Origin of the sequence: Brevibacillus sp. HD3.3A (assembly GCF_013284375.2) — a bacterium.
Classification (GTDB): Bacteria; Bacillota; Bacilli; order Brevibacillales; family Brevibacillaceae; genus Brevibacillus; species Brevibacillus parabrevis.
The window spans coordinates 4,170,759-4,189,427 of the sequence record NZ_CP085874.1 but is presented as its reverse complement, the minus strand read 5'-3'; the positions used below and the strand labels follow the sequence as shown (position 1 = coordinate 4,189,427).

Annotated in this window: 19 protein-coding genes; 13 read left to right on the top strand and 6 right to left on the bottom strand. The window is 53.7% G+C overall.

The window, feature by feature from the left end:
• Positions 1–33: 33 nt before the first annotated feature.
• Positions 34–1,251: an MFS transporter gene (locus HP435_RS19455; protein ID WP_122964797.1), complete on the bottom strand. Its 1,218-nt coding sequence runs from the start codon at positions 1,249–1,251 to the stop codon at positions 34–36.
• A 249-nt stretch (positions 1,252–1,500) separates the two neighbouring features.
• On the opposite strand from HP435_RS19455, the gene HP435_RS19450 reads away from it, so the two are divergent.
• From HP435_RS19450 to HP435_RS19410, 9 genes are all read left to right on the top strand, one after another.
• Positions 1,501–2,454, top strand: coding sequence for a carbohydrate kinase family protein (locus tag HP435_RS19450; protein WP_122964798.1), 954 nt, complete (start codon positions 1,501–1,503; stop codon positions 2,452–2,454).
• 55 nt (positions 2,455–2,509) lie between these two features.
• Positions 2,510–2,647: a hypothetical protein gene (locus tag HP435_RS19445; protein ID WP_167470311.1), complete on the top strand. Its 138-nt coding sequence runs from the start codon at positions 2,510–2,512 to the stop codon at positions 2,645–2,647.
• Positions 2,648–2,942: 295 nt separating this feature from the next.
• Positions 2,943–4,415 (top strand): LCP family protein, encoded by a 1,473-nt coding sequence (locus HP435_RS19440; RefSeq protein WP_173597790.1) that lies wholly within the window; start codon positions 2,943–2,945, stop codon positions 4,413–4,415.
• Between the two features lie 210 nt (positions 4,416–4,625).
• A complete protein-coding gene (locus HP435_RS19435) occupies positions 4,626–4,937 on the top strand; it encodes a hypothetical protein (RefSeq protein ID WP_005828950.1) in 312 nt (103 codons plus the stop codon).
• Between the two features lie 86 nt (positions 4,938–5,023).
• Positions 5,024–5,491, top strand: a complete 468-nt coding sequence (locus HP435_RS19430; protein WP_173597789.1) for a hypothetical protein — start codon at positions 5,024–5,026, stop codon at positions 5,489–5,491.
• 222 nt (positions 5,492–5,713) lie between these two features.
• Positions 5,714–7,717, top strand: a complete 2,004-nt coding sequence (locus HP435_RS19425; RefSeq protein ID WP_122964801.1) for an NADPH-dependent 2,4-dienoyl-CoA reductase — start codon at positions 5,714–5,716, stop codon at positions 7,715–7,717.
• A 165-nt stretch (positions 7,718–7,882) separates the two neighbouring features.
• Entirely contained in the window at positions 7,883–8,179 is a 297-nt protein-coding gene (locus HP435_RS19420) for a hypothetical protein (RefSeq protein ID WP_122964802.1), read from the top strand.
• Between the two features lie 69 nt (positions 8,180–8,248).
• Positions 8,249–9,097, top strand: a complete 849-nt coding sequence (locus tag HP435_RS19415; RefSeq protein ID WP_122964803.1) for a YtnP family quorum-quenching lactonase — start codon at positions 8,249–8,251, stop codon at positions 9,095–9,097.
• Positions 9,098–9,293: 196 nt separating this feature from the next.
• A complete protein-coding gene (locus tag HP435_RS19410) occupies positions 9,294–10,529 on the top strand; it encodes an MDR family MFS transporter (protein WP_173599605.1) in 1,236 nt (411 codons plus the stop codon).
• On the opposite strand, the gene HP435_RS19405 is transcribed toward HP435_RS19410, so the two are convergent.
• Entirely contained in the window at positions 10,521–11,309 is a 789-nt protein-coding gene (locus HP435_RS19405) for a GDSL-type esterase/lipase family protein (protein ID WP_122964805.1), read from the bottom strand. The genes HP435_RS19410 and HP435_RS19405 overlap by 9 nt on opposite strands.
• Positions 11,310–11,440: 131 nt before the next feature.
• Between HP435_RS19405 and HP435_RS19400 the strand changes: the two genes are divergently transcribed.
• The 4 genes from HP435_RS19400 to HP435_RS19385 all read left to right on the top strand — a co-directional run bounded on the left by HP435_RS19400 (position 11,441) and on the right by HP435_RS19385 (position 14,237).
• The gene (locus HP435_RS19400) at positions 11,441–12,367 is read left to right on the top strand and encodes an ABC transporter ATP-binding protein (RefSeq protein ID WP_173597787.1); all 927 of its coding nucleotides are present in this window, start codon (positions 11,441–11,443) and stop codon (positions 12,365–12,367) included.
• The gene (locus tag HP435_RS19395) at positions 12,364–13,359 is read left to right on the top strand and encodes an ABC transporter permease (protein WP_122964807.1); all 996 of its coding nucleotides are present in this window, start codon (positions 12,364–12,366) and stop codon (positions 13,357–13,359) included. The genes HP435_RS19400 and HP435_RS19395 overlap by 4 nt, the downstream gene beginning before the upstream one ends.
• An 87-nt stretch (positions 13,360–13,446) precedes the next feature.
• Positions 13,447–13,878: a small multi-drug export protein gene (locus tag HP435_RS19390; protein WP_122964808.1), complete on the top strand. Its 432-nt coding sequence runs from the start codon at positions 13,447–13,449 to the stop codon at positions 13,876–13,878.
• A 98-nt stretch (positions 13,879–13,976) separates the two neighbouring features.
• Complete coding sequence (locus tag HP435_RS19385) at positions 13,977–14,237, top strand: DUF2573 family protein (RefSeq protein WP_063230083.1); 261 nt, start codon at positions 13,977–13,979, stop codon at positions 14,235–14,237.
• 66 nt (positions 14,238–14,303) lie between these two features.
• Here the strand turns inward: HP435_RS19385 and HP435_RS19380 are convergent, their stop codons facing one another.
• The 4 genes from HP435_RS19380 to HP435_RS19365 all read right to left on the bottom strand — a co-directional run bounded on the left by HP435_RS19380 (position 14,304) and on the right by HP435_RS19365 (position 18,644).
• Positions 14,304–15,155 (bottom strand): DUF1835 domain-containing protein, encoded by an 852-nt coding sequence (locus tag HP435_RS19380; protein WP_122964809.1) that lies wholly within the window; start codon positions 15,153–15,155, stop codon positions 14,304–14,306.
• A 109-nt stretch (positions 15,156–15,264) separates the two neighbouring features.
• On the bottom strand, positions 15,265–16,503 hold the full coding sequence (locus tag HP435_RS19375; protein ID WP_122964810.1) for an MFS transporter: 1,239 nt from the start codon (positions 16,501–16,503) through the stop codon (positions 15,265–15,267).
• A 199-nt stretch (positions 16,504–16,702) separates the two neighbouring features.
• A complete protein-coding gene (locus tag HP435_RS19370) occupies positions 16,703–17,971 on the bottom strand; it encodes a hypothetical protein (protein WP_307723376.1) in 1,269 nt (422 codons plus the stop codon).
• 103 nt (positions 17,972–18,074) lie between these two features.
• The gene (locus tag HP435_RS19365; protein ID WP_063230087.1) at positions 18,075–18,644 is read right to left on the bottom strand and encodes an RNA polymerase sigma factor; all 570 of its coding nucleotides are present in this window, start codon (positions 18,642–18,644) and stop codon (positions 18,075–18,077) included.
• Positions 18,645–18,669 lie beyond the last annotated feature (25 nt).

The following is an 18,669-nucleotide window of genomic DNA, read 5'->3' as shown; positions in this document are numbered from 1 at the left end:
TCGGGTTTTTTCTTTTGACGCAAAAGCGTGCTGTTATTGCACCCACGATTGCAAGGTTTTGTCTTTCGGCAGCAAAAATCCGACCAGACCAATTAACGGGAGCACCGAGCAGAGGGTGATGACGAAGCCAAGGTCGAACATATCTGCCAGGTAGCCAAAAGCGAGAGCACCCATGCCGCCCATGCCGAAAGCCAAGCCAATAATCAAGCCGGACACGGTGCCGATTTTGCCTGGCAAAAGCTCCTGGGCATAAACAACGGTGACCGAAAAGCTGGACAGCATGATGAAGCCGCTTACGAGCAGAAGGGGAAAAGACCAGAAGCCGGAGACGTAAGGCGTCAGCAAGGTCAACGGCAACGCGCCGAGTGTCGAGAGAATCAGCAGATTGCGTTTTCCGAACCGATCCGACAGAGGGCCGCCAAAAAAGGTGCCGATGGCTCCGGCGAGCAGGAAGCCGAACACAACTAGCTGGGCGCTGGAATAATCCATATGTTTGACGTACATCAAGTAAAATTGATAAAAGCTCTGATAGCCCGCATTCATCCAGGAGCGGACGCTGACGATCAGGATGAGCAGCCACAAGGCGACGAGCCGCTGCTTTCGGTTCGTGTACGTCACGACCGCGGCAGCGGCTTTTTTCAGCCTTTGTTGACCGCGATACCACAGCGCCACGTAAAGCAGAACGCCGCTTGCCAAAACCGCCGGAAGCAAAAACCAGGCCGCTCCCGGCTGGCCGAGATTGGCGAAGACGAGAATCGTCATGAGCGGAGCAAGCGCTTGGCCTGCGTTTCCGCCGACCTGAAAAATCGATTGCCCCAAGCCGCGGCGCGGGCCGGATGCCTGATGCGCAAAACGGGACGCCTCCGGGTGAAAGACAGCGGAGCCGATACCGACACAGGCAACAGCGACGAGAACGAAGGAGTAGCTGCCTGCAAAAGCGAGAGCGAGCATCCCGAGCCCGGAGACGAGCAAGGCAAGCGGAGGCAGAAACGGCTGTGACTTGCGATCGGAGAAGTAACCGACAACAGGCTGCAAGACGGATGCAGTCAGGTTCATGACCAAAAGAATGAAGCCGACTTGTGTGAAGGTCAACGCCAGATTCTTTTCCACGATGGGAAGCAAGGCCGGAATGACCGCTTGCAAGCTGTCGTTCAGCAAATGAACGAGACTGATGGCAAACAGCATGCGATACACGGTAGGTGCTGCTGTTGTTGCCCCAGACGCTTGCAGCGGTGTCGATGTGGCACTCATGTCAGTTCATCTCCATTATTCAGAGTGGGAAAATCGTGCAGCTTCTTGTTCAGTGAGAAGTTGCCGTTGACTTTTTCTCACTGTAGCACGGATGGGCTGGAGGCGTCATCACTGTCTGGATGGAATATGCCGACGAGATATACGCTTCGTCTTCCACGATGAAGTTTTGGGATCGGTAGGTAAATGCAAATGCGTTGTCGAAAAGATGAAGGACGAGACCATGAGCAAAAGGCTGGGAGGAGTGCCGAAGTGCTGAAAGGGATTACCGAATACTGGCTATGCGTGGGTGGAGCCAATGTGGACGTGCAAGGAGTCACTTCTGCCAGATTGCTGCCTGGAACGAGCAATCCGGGGCATGTTCAGCAAGTGGCAGGCGGAGTAGCTCGTAATGTGGCAGAAAATCTGGGATGGCTTGGGGAAGAAGTACAGCTTTTTGCTCTTGTGGGAGAGGATGCTGACGGGGAATGGCTGCGGCAAGTGACGGCCAAAAGCGGAGTATCGACCCACGGGATGTTGCGGATTGCTGGCAAATCGACTGGCAGGTATTTGGCGATTCGCGATCTCGACGGAGAGCTGTACACAGCAGTGGCAGACATGGAAGTCAACGAGGCGTGGACAGAGGAGCTTGTCCGTCAGGCTATGGAGCGCCTGCCGCAAGCTGCCGGTCTGTTTATGGATGCAAACTTGCCCGTGCCGGTCATGCACGCCTTTTTGGAAGAGGCAAACAGGCTGGGAAAAATCGTTGCTGTCGATCCTGTCTCCGTGAAAAAGGCGGAAAAATGGCGGCCCTTTTTGCATGGGGTGCATGTGCTGATTGCGAGCATTGATGAGATAGAAATATTGTCCGGCCAATCGCTGCATTCCTTCAACGATGTGGAAGTATGCGCGAAACGATTGCTCGAACAAGGCGTGCGCCAGTTGATGATCAACTGCGGCGAAGCGGGCCTGTATTTGTGCCGGGAAGCCGAATCGATCTGGATCGCCGCTCCTCCTGCGCCGATTCGCGAAGCGGCATGCGACGCTTTTGCCGCGGGCATTCTTTTTGCGCAGCATCGGACGCCCCTGCTGCGGGAACAAGCGGCCTACGGAATGGCGCTTGCGGAAATGAGCCGCGACAAACATCGCCCTTACAATCTGGAACTGCTCATGCAGCGAAAACAGTCTTTTACTGGAAAAGAGATGCAAATTTTCGAGCGGGAATGAGGGTACATAGAACGGCGTACACTAATTGGGTATTTTGTCCCAAGGAGGAGTGTACATGGAAAAGAAGTCCAACGATGTGAACGGCAAGCAAGAAAGCCACGTGCGTCAAGGCGGCGATTCGCATCGCTCCAAGCAAAAGCAGCCGGATGGGCCAGTGCAAGGTTTTAGCCAGGCGCCAAAAGGTCTGCAATAAACAGCAAACCGATTGTGACCGCTTTGCCCAACGCAAGCGGTCACCTCTTTTTTCGGCAAAAAATGCCGGGACGTTTTTCACAGAAAAAAACTCCTCTATCGACAAAAACGGTAGGGGAGTTTTGCGTGAAAGGAACATTTTTCTACAAATGCAGACAATCCTATGGTACAATACCTGAATCAGATGATTACCAACAGAAGAAAATATTAGTTCATCTGGTTAAGTGGCACTGTTCCCAATTGTGCCTCCCTTTTCTTTTGTCAAAAAGCGTGCGCGAACAAGGAGATTGATACATATGCCAGAAACTGTTGCAAAAACACGCGCTTCTGCTCCGCGCAAGAAGAAGCAGCAGCCAACCCGTAGCCGGAAGCTGCGCAGATTCCTGACGATCTTCGCCTTGACGGTTCTGTTGCTGGTCGGCGGTGTCGCTGGAGCAATTTATTGGAAAATTGAAGACACTCTGGACGAAGTAACGAGCCCTGTAGAAAATGGTTTTACCTCTGAAGTATCCAAAAATGTGGACCCGGTCTATCATTCTGACAAGCCGATGTCCTTCGTCTTGCTCGGCTCCGATTCACGGCCAGAGACAGGCTCGATGAACACGGACGTGATGATTGTCGCGGTAGCCAACCCGGAGACGAAAAAAGTGACGATGGTCTCCATCCCGCGCGATACGCGTGTGAAAATTCCGGGATATCGCGATTATCACAAAATCAACTCGGTTTACGCCAACGGCGAGGCTGAGCGCAGACAGGCCGAGCGAAACAAGCAGACGCCGACAGAGGACGGAATTTCGCTCACGAAGAAAACATTGAACGAAATTTTGGGGATTCCCATCGAACATTACGTAGCGGTCGATTTTGATGGCTTCAAAGCTGTGATCGACGAGCTGGGCGGTGTCGAGGTCAATGTCGACCGCAAGCTCGTTTACGACGATCCGACTGACGATACGCACATCAACCTCAATCCTGGACTGCAGAAGCTGAATGGCGAGCAGGCGCTTGGCTATGTGCGCCACCGCCACGACAATCGGGGAACCAAGTATTACTCCAGCGATTTCGACCGCAATCGACGCCAGCAGGAAGTGATTCGTGCCGTCGTTGACAAGGTAGGCTCCCTGGATGGATTGACCAAAGTTTTCAACATCATGGACGTAGGGAAAAAGCATATACATACGGACCTGTCCAAAGAACAAATCAAGGGACTCGCGTACGACTTCAAAGGATTTAGCGCTTCGACGCTGACGACGCTGGACAACGGCGCTTATTGGCAAGGCGGCTATACGTTCCTGGAAAAAGAGAAGCTCGATCTGATTCGCGATTCCTTGCAAGCGGAAATGGGCGTGTCCGGCAATGTAGTAGCAAAGCTGAACAACTCCCCGACATTGGGATCAGGGGAATCAACTGTGTCGGCATCGAGCAGCAACCGATCGACCAAAAAGAAAACGACGGAGTCGGCAGCTTCGGCCAAGCCGAAAGCAAGCGAAGAGACGAAAAAGTCGACGGAACAGGAAGTCGCAGAGGGCGAGGAAAGCGTGACGGATGGAACGACTCCACCGCCAGATGTAGCGAATCCGGAACAGCCGGGCCAGACGACTACACCTGAGTCGCAGACGACAGTTCCGAATGGGACTGTCATCCAGCAGCCTCCTGCCGTTCCAGCAGGAAATAGCGGGACTACGGCACCACCTCCCGATATCGTTTCTCCGCCTGCAACCGGACAGGACGGCGGAGCACCAGCATCGAACCCGACAACGACTCCATCATAGCAAGCAGGCAAAGCACCCGTTTCTTGAAAAAGAGCGGGTGCTTTTTAATGAGGCTGGCAAAACGTTGCCAAGCCTTTTCTGTTTTCAATAGAACTTTTTTTATAAAAAATGAAACGAAAGGTTTAGAAAACACCAAATTCGTGGTACAATAATAATATGCTGATAAGACAGATTAATCAGAAAAATACTTACCTGACTGGAGGGATTTGGATGACGATTTTCTTGGTGAACCTGTTTCTGGTGATTGCCTTTGTGTACCTGATCAGCCGCCAACAAAATGAAGAGCTTGTGTACGATGAAGATTTTTTCCTCCAGAACCCCTCAGCGCTGGAAGAATATCAGCAAATGCCGATCGATTTCCAACACGCCTTTTTCCGCAAGCATAAAGAGTGGATCAAGGAAAAATATATGCGCGGGGAAAGCTACATTTTAGGCTATTGCCCAAACAAAGAAGTAAGACGCGCCTGGCTCTCTGAATTTATGAATCAAAAAAATATGAACAATACACCGACCCCTTCCTGAGCGAAGGGGTTTTTCGCGCACCGGGCAATCGTGCTATACTTCTAGCTGGATAGGGAATAACGCATTTACAGGAGGAACCATTTACCGTGCTGCAATTATTGGTAGAAAAACTAAATCAACTGCTGTCTACACGAGGGATGATTACGGATGTCGTTTTGCGTTCGGATCGCTCCTTGCTGGAAGACGAAGAAATGCGCGAGGTCATGATCACCTTCGCAAGCTCTTTTGAAGAGGAACAGCCGACGGCAACGATTCATCTTTTTTTGCTGGAAGACGAGCAGAGCTGCGAAGTTGAGGTAGAGATTCAATATCCGGGCAAACTCCAGGAAAAACAGGTTCAGGACTTGTGGGAGCAGGCGAGAGGGCGGGTAGCAGAATGCTCGGTTACCGAGAAACGCCGCTATACCGAGCCAGGCAAGCTGGTGGAGGCATCTGTACAGGTGGACTACCACTTTGTCGTGCAGACGCCAGAGCGTGCAGAGCAAGAGACCGCGCTGAACGAGACGCTGGAGCGGTTTGCAGCGGATTTGGGAGAGCTGGTCAAGCTGGGATAAGCCGGGACGAGCAAAGCGAAGCACAGGCCGGGAGGGACACCTCTCGGCTTTTTTTGCTTCCCGGTCTAGAAAGAAAGGCAAGCGGTTTGCTGCAAAGGCGGCAGGCGCTCCCCATGTTTTGTTTGTTTTGCGGAAACAGCGGGCAGGATTTGCGGGCAGAGATGCAGAATCGATTAAACAGAAAATGAATGAGCATTCATTCTTGTTTGAGGGGGTCCTATCATGAAGCTTGCAAATGTCCAACAGCCGATCCGGCTCGGAGCGATGACACTGCCGAATCGGATCATCATGGGCTCGATGCACGTCGGGCTGGAGAAGCTGCCGAACGGCGTAGAGCGCCTCGCAGATTTTTATGCGGAGCGAGCCAGCGGGGGAGCAGGATTGATCGTGACGGGAGGAGCGGCTGTGCTGCCGGAGGGTGGCATGGGTGAGGTCTACTGCAACGTGTTTCTCGATGAACATATCGAACAGCTCAGGATCATTACAGAAAAAGTGCACCAGCAAAAGGGCAAAATCGCGTTGCAACTGTTCCATGCGGGCCGCTACGCGTACAAAGAGGTGACAGGACTCGATCCGGTAGCTCCCTCGCCGTTGCAGGCGCCGATCAATCGCACACAGCCGCGGGAGCTGGACGAGGCTGGCATTGAACGGACGATTGCCGCTTTTGCCAGTGGTGCGGTGCGGGCGCAGAAAGCTGGTTTTGACGCTGTCGAAATCATGGGGTCGGAAGGGTATTTGATCAATCAGTTTCTCTCTCCTGTGACCAACCAGCGGCAGGATGAATGGGGAGGAGACTTTGGGCGGCGGACACGCTTTGGGGTGGAAGTAGCGAAGCGCGTGCGGGAAGCAGTTGGCCGTGATTTTCCTGTGTTGTTCCGAATGTCCGGGCTTGATCTGATTCCGGACAGCACCACGATCGAAGAAACGCTGCAATTCGCCCGGATGCTGGAGGAGGCCGGGGTTGACGCGCTCAATATCGGGATTGGCTGGCATGAATCGAAAGTGCCGACGATCTCCATGATGGTGCCGCGCGGAGCGTATGTGTGGGTCGCCCAGCAAGTCAAAGAGGCTGTCCACATCCCGGTCATCGCCAGCAACCGGATCAACGACATCCGTCACGCAGAAGAAATTTTGCAGGCTGGCCGCTGCGATCTCGTTTCGCTGGCCCGTCCGTTTTTGGCTGACCCGCAAATCGTCGCGAAAAGCGTTCAGGGACGTTTTGATGAAGTCAATACGTGCATCGCCTGTAACCAAGCTTGCCTCGATCATATTTTCGATGGCAAGGTCGCATCCTGTCTGGTCAACCCGATGGTCGGCAGAGAGGTGGAGTGGGCGTTGGCACAGGCAACTGTCCGCAAAAAGGTCGCGGTCGTGGGCGCTGGCCCTGCCGGATTGGAAGCAGCCCGCGTGCTGGCTGAGCGGGGGCACGAGGTTGTTCTGTTCGAAAAGCAGGAGCGCATCGGCGGGCAGTTGAACTACGCGCGACAAGTGCCAGGCAAGGCCGAATTTAACGAGACGTTGCGCTATTATCAGACGCAGCTGGTCAAGCTGGGGGTAGAAGTCAGGCTGGGCACAGAAGCGAGCGCGGACGAATTGGTGCGCGAAGGCTTTGCGGAAGTCGTCATCGCGACAGGGGTTGTTCCGCGCAGACCGGAGATTGCGGGCCAGGAGATGCCGCACGTCGTCATGTACAATGAAGTGTTTGAGCACAAGGTAAAGGTCGCAAGCAAGGTCGTGATCGTGGGCGCAGGGGGAATTGCCTGTGACTTGTCCCACTTGCTCGTCCATGACGAGGTGATCTCACCGGAAGCAGCGGAGTATTTGCTCGCGTATCGGATTTTGGATGCGAAAGCTCTGCACAAGCTGCAAACAGGCAAAAGAAAGGTCTTCATGCTGCGCAGGGGCAAGCACGTCGGCACCGGGCTGGGCAAAACGACGCGCTGGGCGACTTTGGCCTATTTAAAGCAAAACGGCGTAGAGATGCTGACCGAGATCGAGTACAAGCGGATCGCCGAAGAAGGCGTGTACATTACCCGCAATGGCGAAGAGCAGGTCATCCCGGCTGATACGGTGATCATCGCGGCGGGAGCTACGCCGAATGATGCCTTGTATCACGCGCTTGCAGGACGCATTCCGGTGCATTTGATCGGCGGCGCAAAAGAGGCAGGGGAGCTGGACGCCAAGCGGGCGATTTTGGAAGGAGCACAGGTGGGAAGGGCGATTTGATGCCCTGCAAAAGTTTTTCTATTCCGAAAATACATTGGATCGTGTATGATGAAAAAAGTATGTCGTCTTTTTAGAACTTTTGTCGAATCGCTTTTCAACATACTTAAATTCTTGCACAATGGAAGCATACTGTTCAAATTCATTTGATTGGGGGCTTTCGCCTTGATGAACCATAACGGCATTCTATTAGGAAAGCGTTACTTCCTGTACTCCACTGCACCTGTAGCAGAAGTGGAGGGATGGACGTTTACGATTGCCCCGGGGTTTAAGATGATTGCAGGTGGTAGTGCTAACCCACTTCAGACACTTATCAGCGTTTACCGTGAAAATGAAAAGGTTGCTCAACTCGTGCTTCATCATAGACGTTCCGACTCAGATGTCACCGTGCAGGCCGTCTCCAGCGAGCTGCTGCTGGAAATCGCGCCAGCGACCAGAACTGTGAGTGTGGCAGAGAAGTTGTAAGGCACCCTGAGCAGGGTGCTTTTCGCTTTTTTCCCCTCTACATAGATACAGGCGAGGAGGCCGAAGAATTTGACAGCAAACGAATGGCAAGTAGGCGAGCTGCAACTTACGTGGCTCAGAGGCGGTTTGACCCAGCTCGACGGGGGAGCGATGTTTGGCGTGGTTCCCAAGCCGTTGTGGAGCAAACGCTATCCGCCCAACGAAAGCAATCAGATTCCGCTTCGGGCAGACCCGATTTTGATTCAGGCGTATGGCAAACGCATTTTGATCGAATCCGGCATGGGGAACGATCGGCTGACAGAAAAGCAGAAGCGCAACTTCGGCCTCGTGGAAGAATCGCAAGTAAAAGAATCGCTGGCGGCAAAAGGCTTGACGCCTGCTGATATTGATATCATCATCATGACGCACATGCACTACGACCACGCAAATGGACTCGTATCCGTACAGGACGGGCAGCATGTCTCGACTTTTCCGAACGCCGTCATTTACGTACAAGAGCAGGAATGGGCGGAAATGCGAGAGCCCAACATTCGTTCCCGCAATACATACTGGGAAGAAAACTGGCGCCCGATTGAAGCGCAAGTGCAAACATACGGCGACACGCTGGAGGTCGTTCCCGGCATTAGCTTGCATCACACGGGCGGCCACAGCCAGGGACATGCCATCGTCCGCATGGAAAGCGGCGGTCAACTGCTTTTGCATCTCGCAGACATCATGCCGACGCACACCCACCACAATCCGCTGTGGGTCATGGCGTACGACGACTACCCGATGACGTCGATTTTCGCGAAAGAAGAATGGATACTCGGCGGCATCCAGCAAGGAGCCTGGTTCACGTTTTATCACGACGCCGTCTACCGGGCGGTCAAGCTCAATGAAAAAGGCGAAATCATCGAGCACATCAAAATAGAAGCGTAAAGGCCGGGAGATCCCCGGCTTTTTTTTGCAAGTTAGCAGCTATCGAATTTTTGATAAGTCTCATAGAAATTTTTCATAATCCAAAAATTTTGAATGCTCATTGACGAACCATAGACTCCTCACTACAATAGGAACATCACAGAGCGTCTGTTCTGGTAGCAAGGCGCAAGCAGAACAGTTGTGGGGAGAAGAGAGCATGAGCTGGACTAAAAAACGTTTGCAGGAGTACCACCCGATCGTCTGGTCGCTGATTGTCGGGACTGTGTTTGTCAGGGCTGCTAGTTCGATGAGCATGCCGTTTTTGTTTTTATACTTGTCGAATCATACCGATATGGATTTGGCGATGATCGGTTTGACGATCGGAGCTGGCCCATTAGCCGGGACGATTGGCGGTTTTATTGCCGGGACGTTGTCGGACCGAATCGGACGCAGACGGGTCATGCTGGGGGCGTTGTACGTCTGGACGCTCGTCTTTATCGGCTTTGCGATCAGCAAAAACCCGTTGGTCTTGCTGTTCCTCAATATGGCTGGCGGGCTCTGTCGCTCGTTTTATGAGCCGGTCTCGCAGGCGCTGATGGCGGATGTGACGCCGCCGGAAAAACGGTTTCGCGTATTCGGCCTTCGCTATACGGCGATCAACGTAGGGGTAGCGGTCGGTCCGATTGCGGGCGCTGTGCTGGCGAAGACGTCCGTCGCGCTGCCTTTTATGATTACCGCGCTCATTTACTTGCTGTACGTCATCAGCTTGCAAAGATTGCTGAACAAGTTCGGGATCAAGCAAATCGAGGGGCAAAAGAAAGAGACGATTACTTTTGGCCGCGCCTTCAGCGTAGTCGTGAACGACAAGGCATTCCGCCTGTACATGATTGCCGGGGTGCTGGGAGCGGTCGGCTATTCGCAAATGTCCTCCACGCTCGCCAAGTTCACGGAGATGACAGTGGCGTCCGGTGCGGAGCTGTTCGCGATTCTCATGAGCATCAATGCAGTTGTCGTCGTGCTCATGCAGATGCCTTTGACTAGATGGGCAGAAAAAAAGACGCCCCTCACCGCAATTGTGGTCGGAAACGTCATGTATGCACTGGGCGATATCGGCTACGCGTTCGCTGGCTCCTGGGCGCTTTTCATCATCGCCATGGTATTGTTTACGTTCGGTGAAATCTTGACCTTTACCGCAGGTGACGTTCTGATTGACCGCATGGCGCCGGAAGGAATGCGCGGCAGCTACTACGGTGCCAAAAGCTTCAGCAACCTCGGGCAGTTCATCGGTCCGTGGATGGGCGGCATGCTGCTCGGGCTTTACGGCGGGACGACGCTGTTCTTGACCGTAGCCGCCTTTTCCATGGTCAGTAGCGCCTTCCAGTGGGCAGGTCAGCGGGTGTACTTCGCCACGCACGGCAAATCGCTGAACGAGGCGCGGGTGGAATCACTCTAGCGCCTGCATGATCCGCTCGGCGATCCGCGAATACCCTTCCGTGTTCGGATGGAAATGATCGGTGTACAAGTACGACTGTTCCTTGCGCAAGAACATGTCATAAGTCGGGACGACGAATACTTGCGGGTAGCGGGCCGCGATTTGCGAGGCGGAGTTGTTCCAGTCCAGGACGGGTTGCACCGTATCCACAGCCGCTTCCGTATTGCCGAACGGGTTGTACAAAGAAGTGTAGACGATCGTCGCCTTTTTGTTCAGCGCACGAATTTGTCGAATGATCTCCTCATAGTTGGTCGTAAGCCTGTCAATGGCTGCGGCCACTTTTTCTTGTTCAATCGTGTAAAGTCCTCCGGTTTGCCTGAACAAGTCGTTGCCGCCGATGGTGAACAAGATCAGGTCGGCATCGGCAATCAGCGTTTTGACCTGTGCTTCGGACATTTGCTTGAGCAGGTCGGTCGACTCTTGTCCGTTAATCGCGAGGTTGGTAAACGTGATCGAGTGGCCCGCCTTTTTTTCCAACGCTTGCCGGACGAGCCCGACGTATCCTTGACCGTTTGCATCGCCGGCACCGCGTGTGAGCGAGTCACCGAGCGCGACGATTTTGCGGACGCCTTCAGCAGGCAAAGGCGCTGGCGTTTTCGCGGATTCGGCAGGGGATGTTCCTGTAGCGGGGGCCAACTGCTGCGGGTTCATCGCCAGGACAAAGCCTGTAGCCAAGAGCAAAAAGGACAGAAATGACAGCAACCCTGCGGTCCGCCAGAGAAGTTTGCCGGATGTGCGCATCGGCTATCCTCCTATTCGATGTGAAGTGAACAGACATGGTATAATGTGGTTGGACATCTTATGCCAGTGTACCATAAACGCAGAGCTTGCGTCAGTCGCGGGCAGCGCAAACAAAGACAGGAGGGCGCACATTGGGCGATACGGTCCTCGCAGTATCAGGATTGCAAAAAACAATCGGCAAAAAGCAGATTATTCACGATATTACTTTTGAAGTGCTCGCCGGAGAAGTGTTTGGTTTTCTCGGGCCAAACGGAGCGGGCAAGACGACGACGATCCGCATGCTGGTCGGTCTGGCAAAAGCAGATGGCGGAGACATTCGCATCGGGGGAGTATCGCTGCGCGACAATTTCCCGGAAGCGATCGCGCAAGTTGGCTGCATCGTGGAAAATCCCGAGTTGTACAAATTTTTGACGGGAAGAGAAAACCTGGAGCAATTTGCCCGCATGAGCGGCGGGATTGCGCCGGAGCGGATAGAGGAGATCGTGCGCTTCGTCGATCTGGAACGGGCGATTGACGACAAGGTCAAGACGTACTCGCTCGGGATGAGACAGCGGCTGGGAATCGCGCAGGCGCTGTTGCACCGACCGAAAATCTTGATTCTCGACGAGCCGACAAACGGACTGGACCCGGCTGGCATCCGCGAAATGCGCCAGTTTATCCGGCGGCTTGCAGAGGAAGAGGGACTTGCTGTGTTCATTTCCAGCCATCTGCTCAGCGAGATCGAGATGATGTGCGATCGGGTAGCGATTATTAGCCAGGGGAAGGTTATTTCTGTTGGGCTGGTGACTGAGCTGATGGAGCAGTTTGCCGATCAGGTGGAATGGACCATCTCCGCTGCGCATATGCAAAAGGCAATGGACGTGCTGCGTAGGCATAAGGCTGTGACGGAGATTGCCGCGGTCGGAGAAGACCGATTGAAAACGCACATGGATATGGAACGGGTAGGAGAAGTCAACCAGGCGCTGGTTCAGGCAGGCGTTCCGGTCGTGGGAATTGCCACGAAAACGGTGACGCTCGAAGACTTGTTCCTGACGTTGACAGGAGGGGGAGAAAAATGAATCCAAGCATGCTGGGCCTCGTCCAAAATGAAACGGTCAAACTGCTGCGCCGCCGCCGCTTCCTCGTCGTCGTGCTGATTCTGGCGATCCTCATCCCGATTTTTACATACGCGCAGTATCGTTCTGTGATCACCACCCAGGAGCGCATGGGCACGACTGACTGGCGTCCGCTTTTGACCCAGCAAATCGTCGATATGCAAAACAGGCTTGCCTCCAGCCGCCTCCCGGACGAATGGCGCGACATCATTAAAATCCGCATTCAGCAACAGCAATATTATCTCGACCACGATATCAACCCGATGGCGCCTGGAGGTCCGACTTTTGCCCGCGGCTTTATGGATCAGACGATCTCCATGTTTTTGCCGATGATCATCGTCATTTTGGCAGTCGATATCGTCTCGGCGGAATTGAGCGAAGGGACGATCAAGCTGTTGTTGACCAGACCCGTTCGGCGCTGGAAGGTGTTGACCAGCAAGTACATCACTTTGCTGCTGTTTACGTCCTTGACCGTGGTGATGACGCTGTTTATGGCTTATTCGCTGTCAGGCTTCGTCTTTGGCTATTCCGGATGGGACTTGCCTGTGCTCACCGGCTTCGAAGTGGCAGGCGGAGAGTTGCAGACAGCAGGGGCGTTCATGTTGCCGCAGTGGCAGTTTTTGCTCATGCAGTACGGACTGGGCTGGTTCGTGTGCCTCGTAGTCGGAACGATCACGTTCATGGTTTCCGTGCTGATCCGCAGCGCCGCCGCCGGGATGGGAGTCATGATGGCGGCCCTGATCAGCGGCATGATCCTGACCCAGATGGCCTCTTCCTGGGAGTCGTCCAAATACTTGTTCGTCGTCAATTTGCAGTTGACCGATTATTTGAACGGCACACTGCCTCCGATCAAAGGAATGACGCTTCCGTTTTCCTTGACTGTGCTGAGTATATGGGCCGTAGCTGCTCTGATCGTAGCCTACACCGTCTTTATCCGCCGGGACGTCACTTCCTAATTTGGAAAAAAGCGCTACCTTTTTCCTTCTCGTTCGTATTTACTGAGAGGATCAGGAATGGCAACGAGAGGAGATTGACGAGAGAGTATGGACGTATTATGGAAATGCGGGACAGTCGCTTTGACAAGCATGCTTGAATTGTGGGGAGCGATTCCCGTTGGATTTTTATTGCAGTTGCCGCCGTTTTTGACGGGGCTGTTCAGTGCCATTGGTGCAATAGCAAGCGCGGGTATCGTCATCTTTTTGGGCGGCTCCCTGCGAAGCTGGCTGATGAAACGTGTGGAGAAAAAGGGGAAAAACCAAGGACGAATGGGGCGCATTTGGGAGAAGTACGGCGTCATCGGACTTGGACTGGCCTCGCCACTGTTAACTGGCGCTCCGCTCGGTGCTGCGATCGGGATTTCGCTCGGCGCACCAGTCGGCAAGCTGATGTGGTGGATGTCGATCGGCATTGTTTTATGGAGCATCATCCTGACTGTAGCCGTTGCGTACGGCTTGCTTACGTTCCTCACACTGTAGAGGCCCACGAAGGCAACCGCTGCTTTTGGCTAGTGGAAATTTTGCATACGAAGATCAATAGATGAATAAGGAAAACATAGGAAAGCGGGGGATCATTCATGAGTGAGAAAAAGGAAGTGCTGGTGCCTGAACTGGAGGAGTTGCTGCACAAGTTTACCGAGTTGTTGACAGGCGAAGCGACGCCGGAGCGGATCGAGATGGTGAAAGTATGGTGTTTGTATACGACGATGGCAAAAGCAATGCCGCCGCTCATCCAGCATTGGGGCAGCGAGCCGGAGCATCAGGATGCCCGCAATCAGATCAGAGAGATTATCGAGCAAATCAAGCAGTGGAACCAGGCTAAAAATCAGACCCATTAATAAAAGAAGAAACGCCGCCTTTTGTGCTTCATGGCAAAAGGCGGCGTTTTTTGGTGTGCAAAAACCTTATTCCGTCAGAGTGGCGTCGGCTAACCGAATCTCCAAGTATCGCATAGGAGCAAGCTCGCCCCGATAGCTCAGTTTTCCTGCTCGGATTAACTCCTGAATCCGTTGCAACAAATACATGTCACCGATGCACTGCTCGCTGCGGCCCATCACCTCGCCAATGACGCGGCCGGCTTTCTGGAACGAACGGGTGGAGCACTGAAGCAGTGCCGCATCGTAGTAATCTTCCGGCACCGCTTGAACCAGCCCGTTTTCGATAATGCGCAGGCGGCTGGTGGAGTGCAGCCAATGAGCTTCCCAGTCATGCACCCATTCCTCGATTTGAGCGCTAGACAAGCTTGCTTTTGTCTCCCATGCACCATGGAGACGTTCCGAATAAATCTCGCCGACACTTCTGATCACATACGGAATGGTGTTGTTCTCTTCATCTGTGACGGTGTAGTGGATGCGCTGACTATAGGCGGACACATCCACGGCTTCGAAGCGGATTGCTTTGGATTGGAGCATGGAGACGACGTAACGTATCCCGAGCTGATCGGAAGTGCACCGTCCGCCATGCCACAAAACAACCGTGCTGCCTGCGGGGATGTCGGCAGCGAACGTCCGGTCTTGCTGAAATTGTTGGGCGAACAGCTCCAAATCCTCCTGAAAGTCAGGTTCTGTTGCGACGAGCAAGTTTTTGAACCATTGCCAGCGTTGCTCCATTCCATCCTCGGTAGTCAAATGGGCAATCGGGCCGATCGAGAAGTCATCGCGAAGGCAAATGATCGAGCCTGGCAGCCTGGCTGCACGCAGAAATACGCGCAACGTCCCACACGCAGAATCGCCGAAGCCGATATGAAAAGTTTGCATATCTTTTCTCCTTTTCCTGTTTCTGAAAGGGCAACCCTCTTGATTATAGCAGACAGTCGGAAGCGAACAGGGCAAAAGGAGAAGACGCGAAAGCTGTTTGTCTAGTCGTTCAAGCTTTTTGCGAAGGAGCAGCCAGCACCTCTTTTCGTCTTAGCATAGGCAGGACAAACAAAATGCTGACGGCAAACAACAGGCCCGCACCACCGAAAAGCAAGGGAAGGGAATACAGGCTTTTCAGCCATCCCGCGATGCTCATGGAGACGACCATCGTTCCCATAAACAGGGGAGTCAGGACGCCGTTTACCCGGCCGATATACGCTGCATCGCTCGTTTTCAGCAGAAGCGTGTTGATTCCGACGTGAATGCACGGGAAGAACAGACCGTTGATAAACTGGAAAAACATGACTGCCCACAATGCGGTAGACAGGCTGTTCCCGAAAGTCCCGATGGCGCTTATGAGCAGACCAGCAGCAATCAGCATTTGCGGTGAGACTTTTTTCGCGACATTCATGACGGCACCGCCACCGATCAGCATCGCGGCTCCGTTGACCATCATCAGCCATTGCAAATATTCCTTGGGGAGCCCGAGGCGTTCGACGACCAAAAAGACAAACAGCGGCTGAATCAAGCCAGATGCCAGCCCGATGCAAGTGAAGATCGCGCCGAGCGCGCGCAAGGAAGGTTTTGACCACACATAGCGGAACCCGGCTGCAAACTCGGTCCAGAAGCTTTCGCCAGTGTGATTTTTTTGCCCGTCCTCGTCGCGCGGGAGCTGGAACAAAACGACAGCGGAGAGGACAAAAGAGACGCCCATCACGCCAATGGCGGACGAGATCCCGAAAGATTGGTAGAGGAGAGTGCCGAGAGCCGGACCAATTACCATGAACACTGCCATCATCGTCTGAAACATCGCCATGGCAGGTTGCAATTCGTGTCCGGGAACGTGAAGCTTCAACAGTTTCATGCCAGAAGGCTGCGAGAACTGGGAGAGCGTCGCCGAGATCAAGGTGGCGAAAAAGACTGCCTTCCATGTGCCGAGCACGAGGGTGAGCAACACAGCGCCAACAGAGAGCGCACTAAGCAAGTCGCAGATGATCATCGTTTTTCTCGGGCGCCAGCGGTCCGCAAATGTCCCGCCGATGATGGAAAACAGAAAGATCGGGCCAAACTGCGCGACGGAAATCAGGGAAACGGCGTAAGGGTCGTTGTTCGTCTGATCCATGACAAACAAAAGAATCGCGAAGTTGCGAACCCAGACGCCGATTTGCAAAAGCGCTCCTGACAACAGGATGGTGCGAAAATACGTATTTTGAAACAGGGACGAGCGGGGAGGTGAAGCATTAGACATGTGGATGCACTCCTTTTCAATAAACAAAAGTTGTTTTTGTTTATGTTATAACAAACATTATACACATTAGTTTAAAGTGATCAATACCGTACTAAAACTTTTCCATCCCCCGACCCGGCCGCTCGAAGCCAGGCTTGGCAAATAAAAAAAGACACGAGCCTGATGGAACAGGTCGTGTCTTTGGAAAATCGTGTTTTCGTTAAGGCTTCCAGGTCAGTTGCTTGGAAGCTTCAATCAATTCGTCCAGCGAAACACCGTGGGCGGTTATCACTACGTACAGGGACTGATTATTGGACTGGGCGTTGAAATGGACCGCGTGCTCCGCGACCGCATTTTTCGCGTCCTTGTTGTCAAACGAGACGGCAATAGCTTGCTCGCCATTGACTGCAAACAGCTGAGTGGCGGAAAACGTTCCGGGAATCGACAAGCTGCGTTTGCCTTGTGTGTTCCGTACTACGTCGATCCGAATCCAGTCGTTGTTGCGCTTGTAATCAGCGGCCAGATGCGTTACTTTTTGGCTCGTTTCTGATTCGTATTGCACGGAAATCGAGCTTAGCGAAAAGCTGTTCGGGTTTTGGGCCAGCACGGGAACGGGCATATCGGACGCTTGTACGGCTGTATCTGTATCCGTAAAGGTCGACAGCGTGATCGGCTGTTTGGCTGCCATGGCCAACGACGGGCCGACGAGTCCGTTTTCGCTGTTCTCTTGCTCGGGCACGGCGGTCATTCCCATAGGCTGATCGGCCGTGATCGCGGGTGCCCCGCCTTTTTTCGCAGCCATCAGGGCGTTCTCGGCGACGTTTTCTTCGCTTGCCGCGTTTTCTTTGGCATTCACCGCAGGTACTTTGGCAGTCGGTTGACTTCGGGCAGCCGCAGCCCCCTGGTTTTCCGGCTGAGCGGTGCGCGCTTGCGGCGGCGCCGCTTTGCTTTGCTGCGTGTCGTCCAGCGCAACAAGGGCATTGGCGGCAGCTGGCGCGGCATCACCGTTCGGATTAACTGCTGCTGCCGCTCCTGTGGACGGAGTAGCCGCTTCGTTTTGCTTCGCCATTGGCTGACTGCTGCCGCCTGTTGCACCTGTTGTCGCCTGGGCTGGTGCAGGAGGAGCGGCTGGAGCTGTCTCTTGCGCTTGCGTCGCATTGCCGCTGTACGCCACGATTTGATTGCTTGCGCTTGCCTGATTGGCTTCCGGTTGGGCGGCTGTCTGCATCATCTGATCGTCCTGAAGCTGCTGATAGCTCAGGAAGCCCACTGCCAGGAGGACTGCTGCGGCGCTGACCCAGGCGAATGAAGGGAAGCCTTTGGGCCGACGCTTGCTGGTTGCTGGTGCTGCCGCTTGCTGTGGAAGCACAGCGACGGTTGCGGTGGCGGCATGAGGGGGCACACCTTGTCCTGCGTTCTGGTAGATGGCTTGCATAATCCGCTCTTCCAGATTCGCTTGGGGCAGTGGAACCTCCTTCAAGAACTGCACCTCCTCTTCTGTTGTCATTTGCGTTTCAATCCATGCGATGCACTCCTCACAAGTTTCTATATGAGAGAAAATATCGCTGTCTGTGTCATCTAGCCATGCTTTTCTAAATGCCTGGCAGTTCATGTACGAGTCCCCCTTCCTTGCGGGTTAACAATTTTGCGAGTTCTTGGCGAGCGCGCAAGTAGCGGACGCGTGCTGTAGACTCGGCGATGCCGAGAAGAGTTGCAATTTTTTCAAACGGATACTCATGCGTGCAACGCAGAACGATTACTTCCCGGTAAGTATCCGACAGCAAGGCGAATGCTTCCTGGATTTCCCTGCGCTGCTCCTTGTTCATGAGCGAATCCTGCGGAGATTCGTCTCGTGTATTGGACGGCACGTACGCCAATTGCTCGTCAGAGTCGTGAAACTTTCGGCGGCGCAAAAAATCGATACTCTTGTTGCGGGCAAGCGTATGTAACCAGGATGAAAACTGCGAGTCGCCTCGAAACGTAGACAGTTTTTCATACGCCTTGACGAACACTTCCTGAGTAAGATCTTCTGCATCAGCGCGATTGTTCACCATTTTGTAGATAAAAACGTAGATCATATGCTGATATCGCTGGATGAGGTCGCGATACCCTTCAATTTCGCCCTGAAGAATCCGCTGAATGATTTCGGCGTCGGATTGCATTGAATCTCCGGCCTCCCTTCCCTCT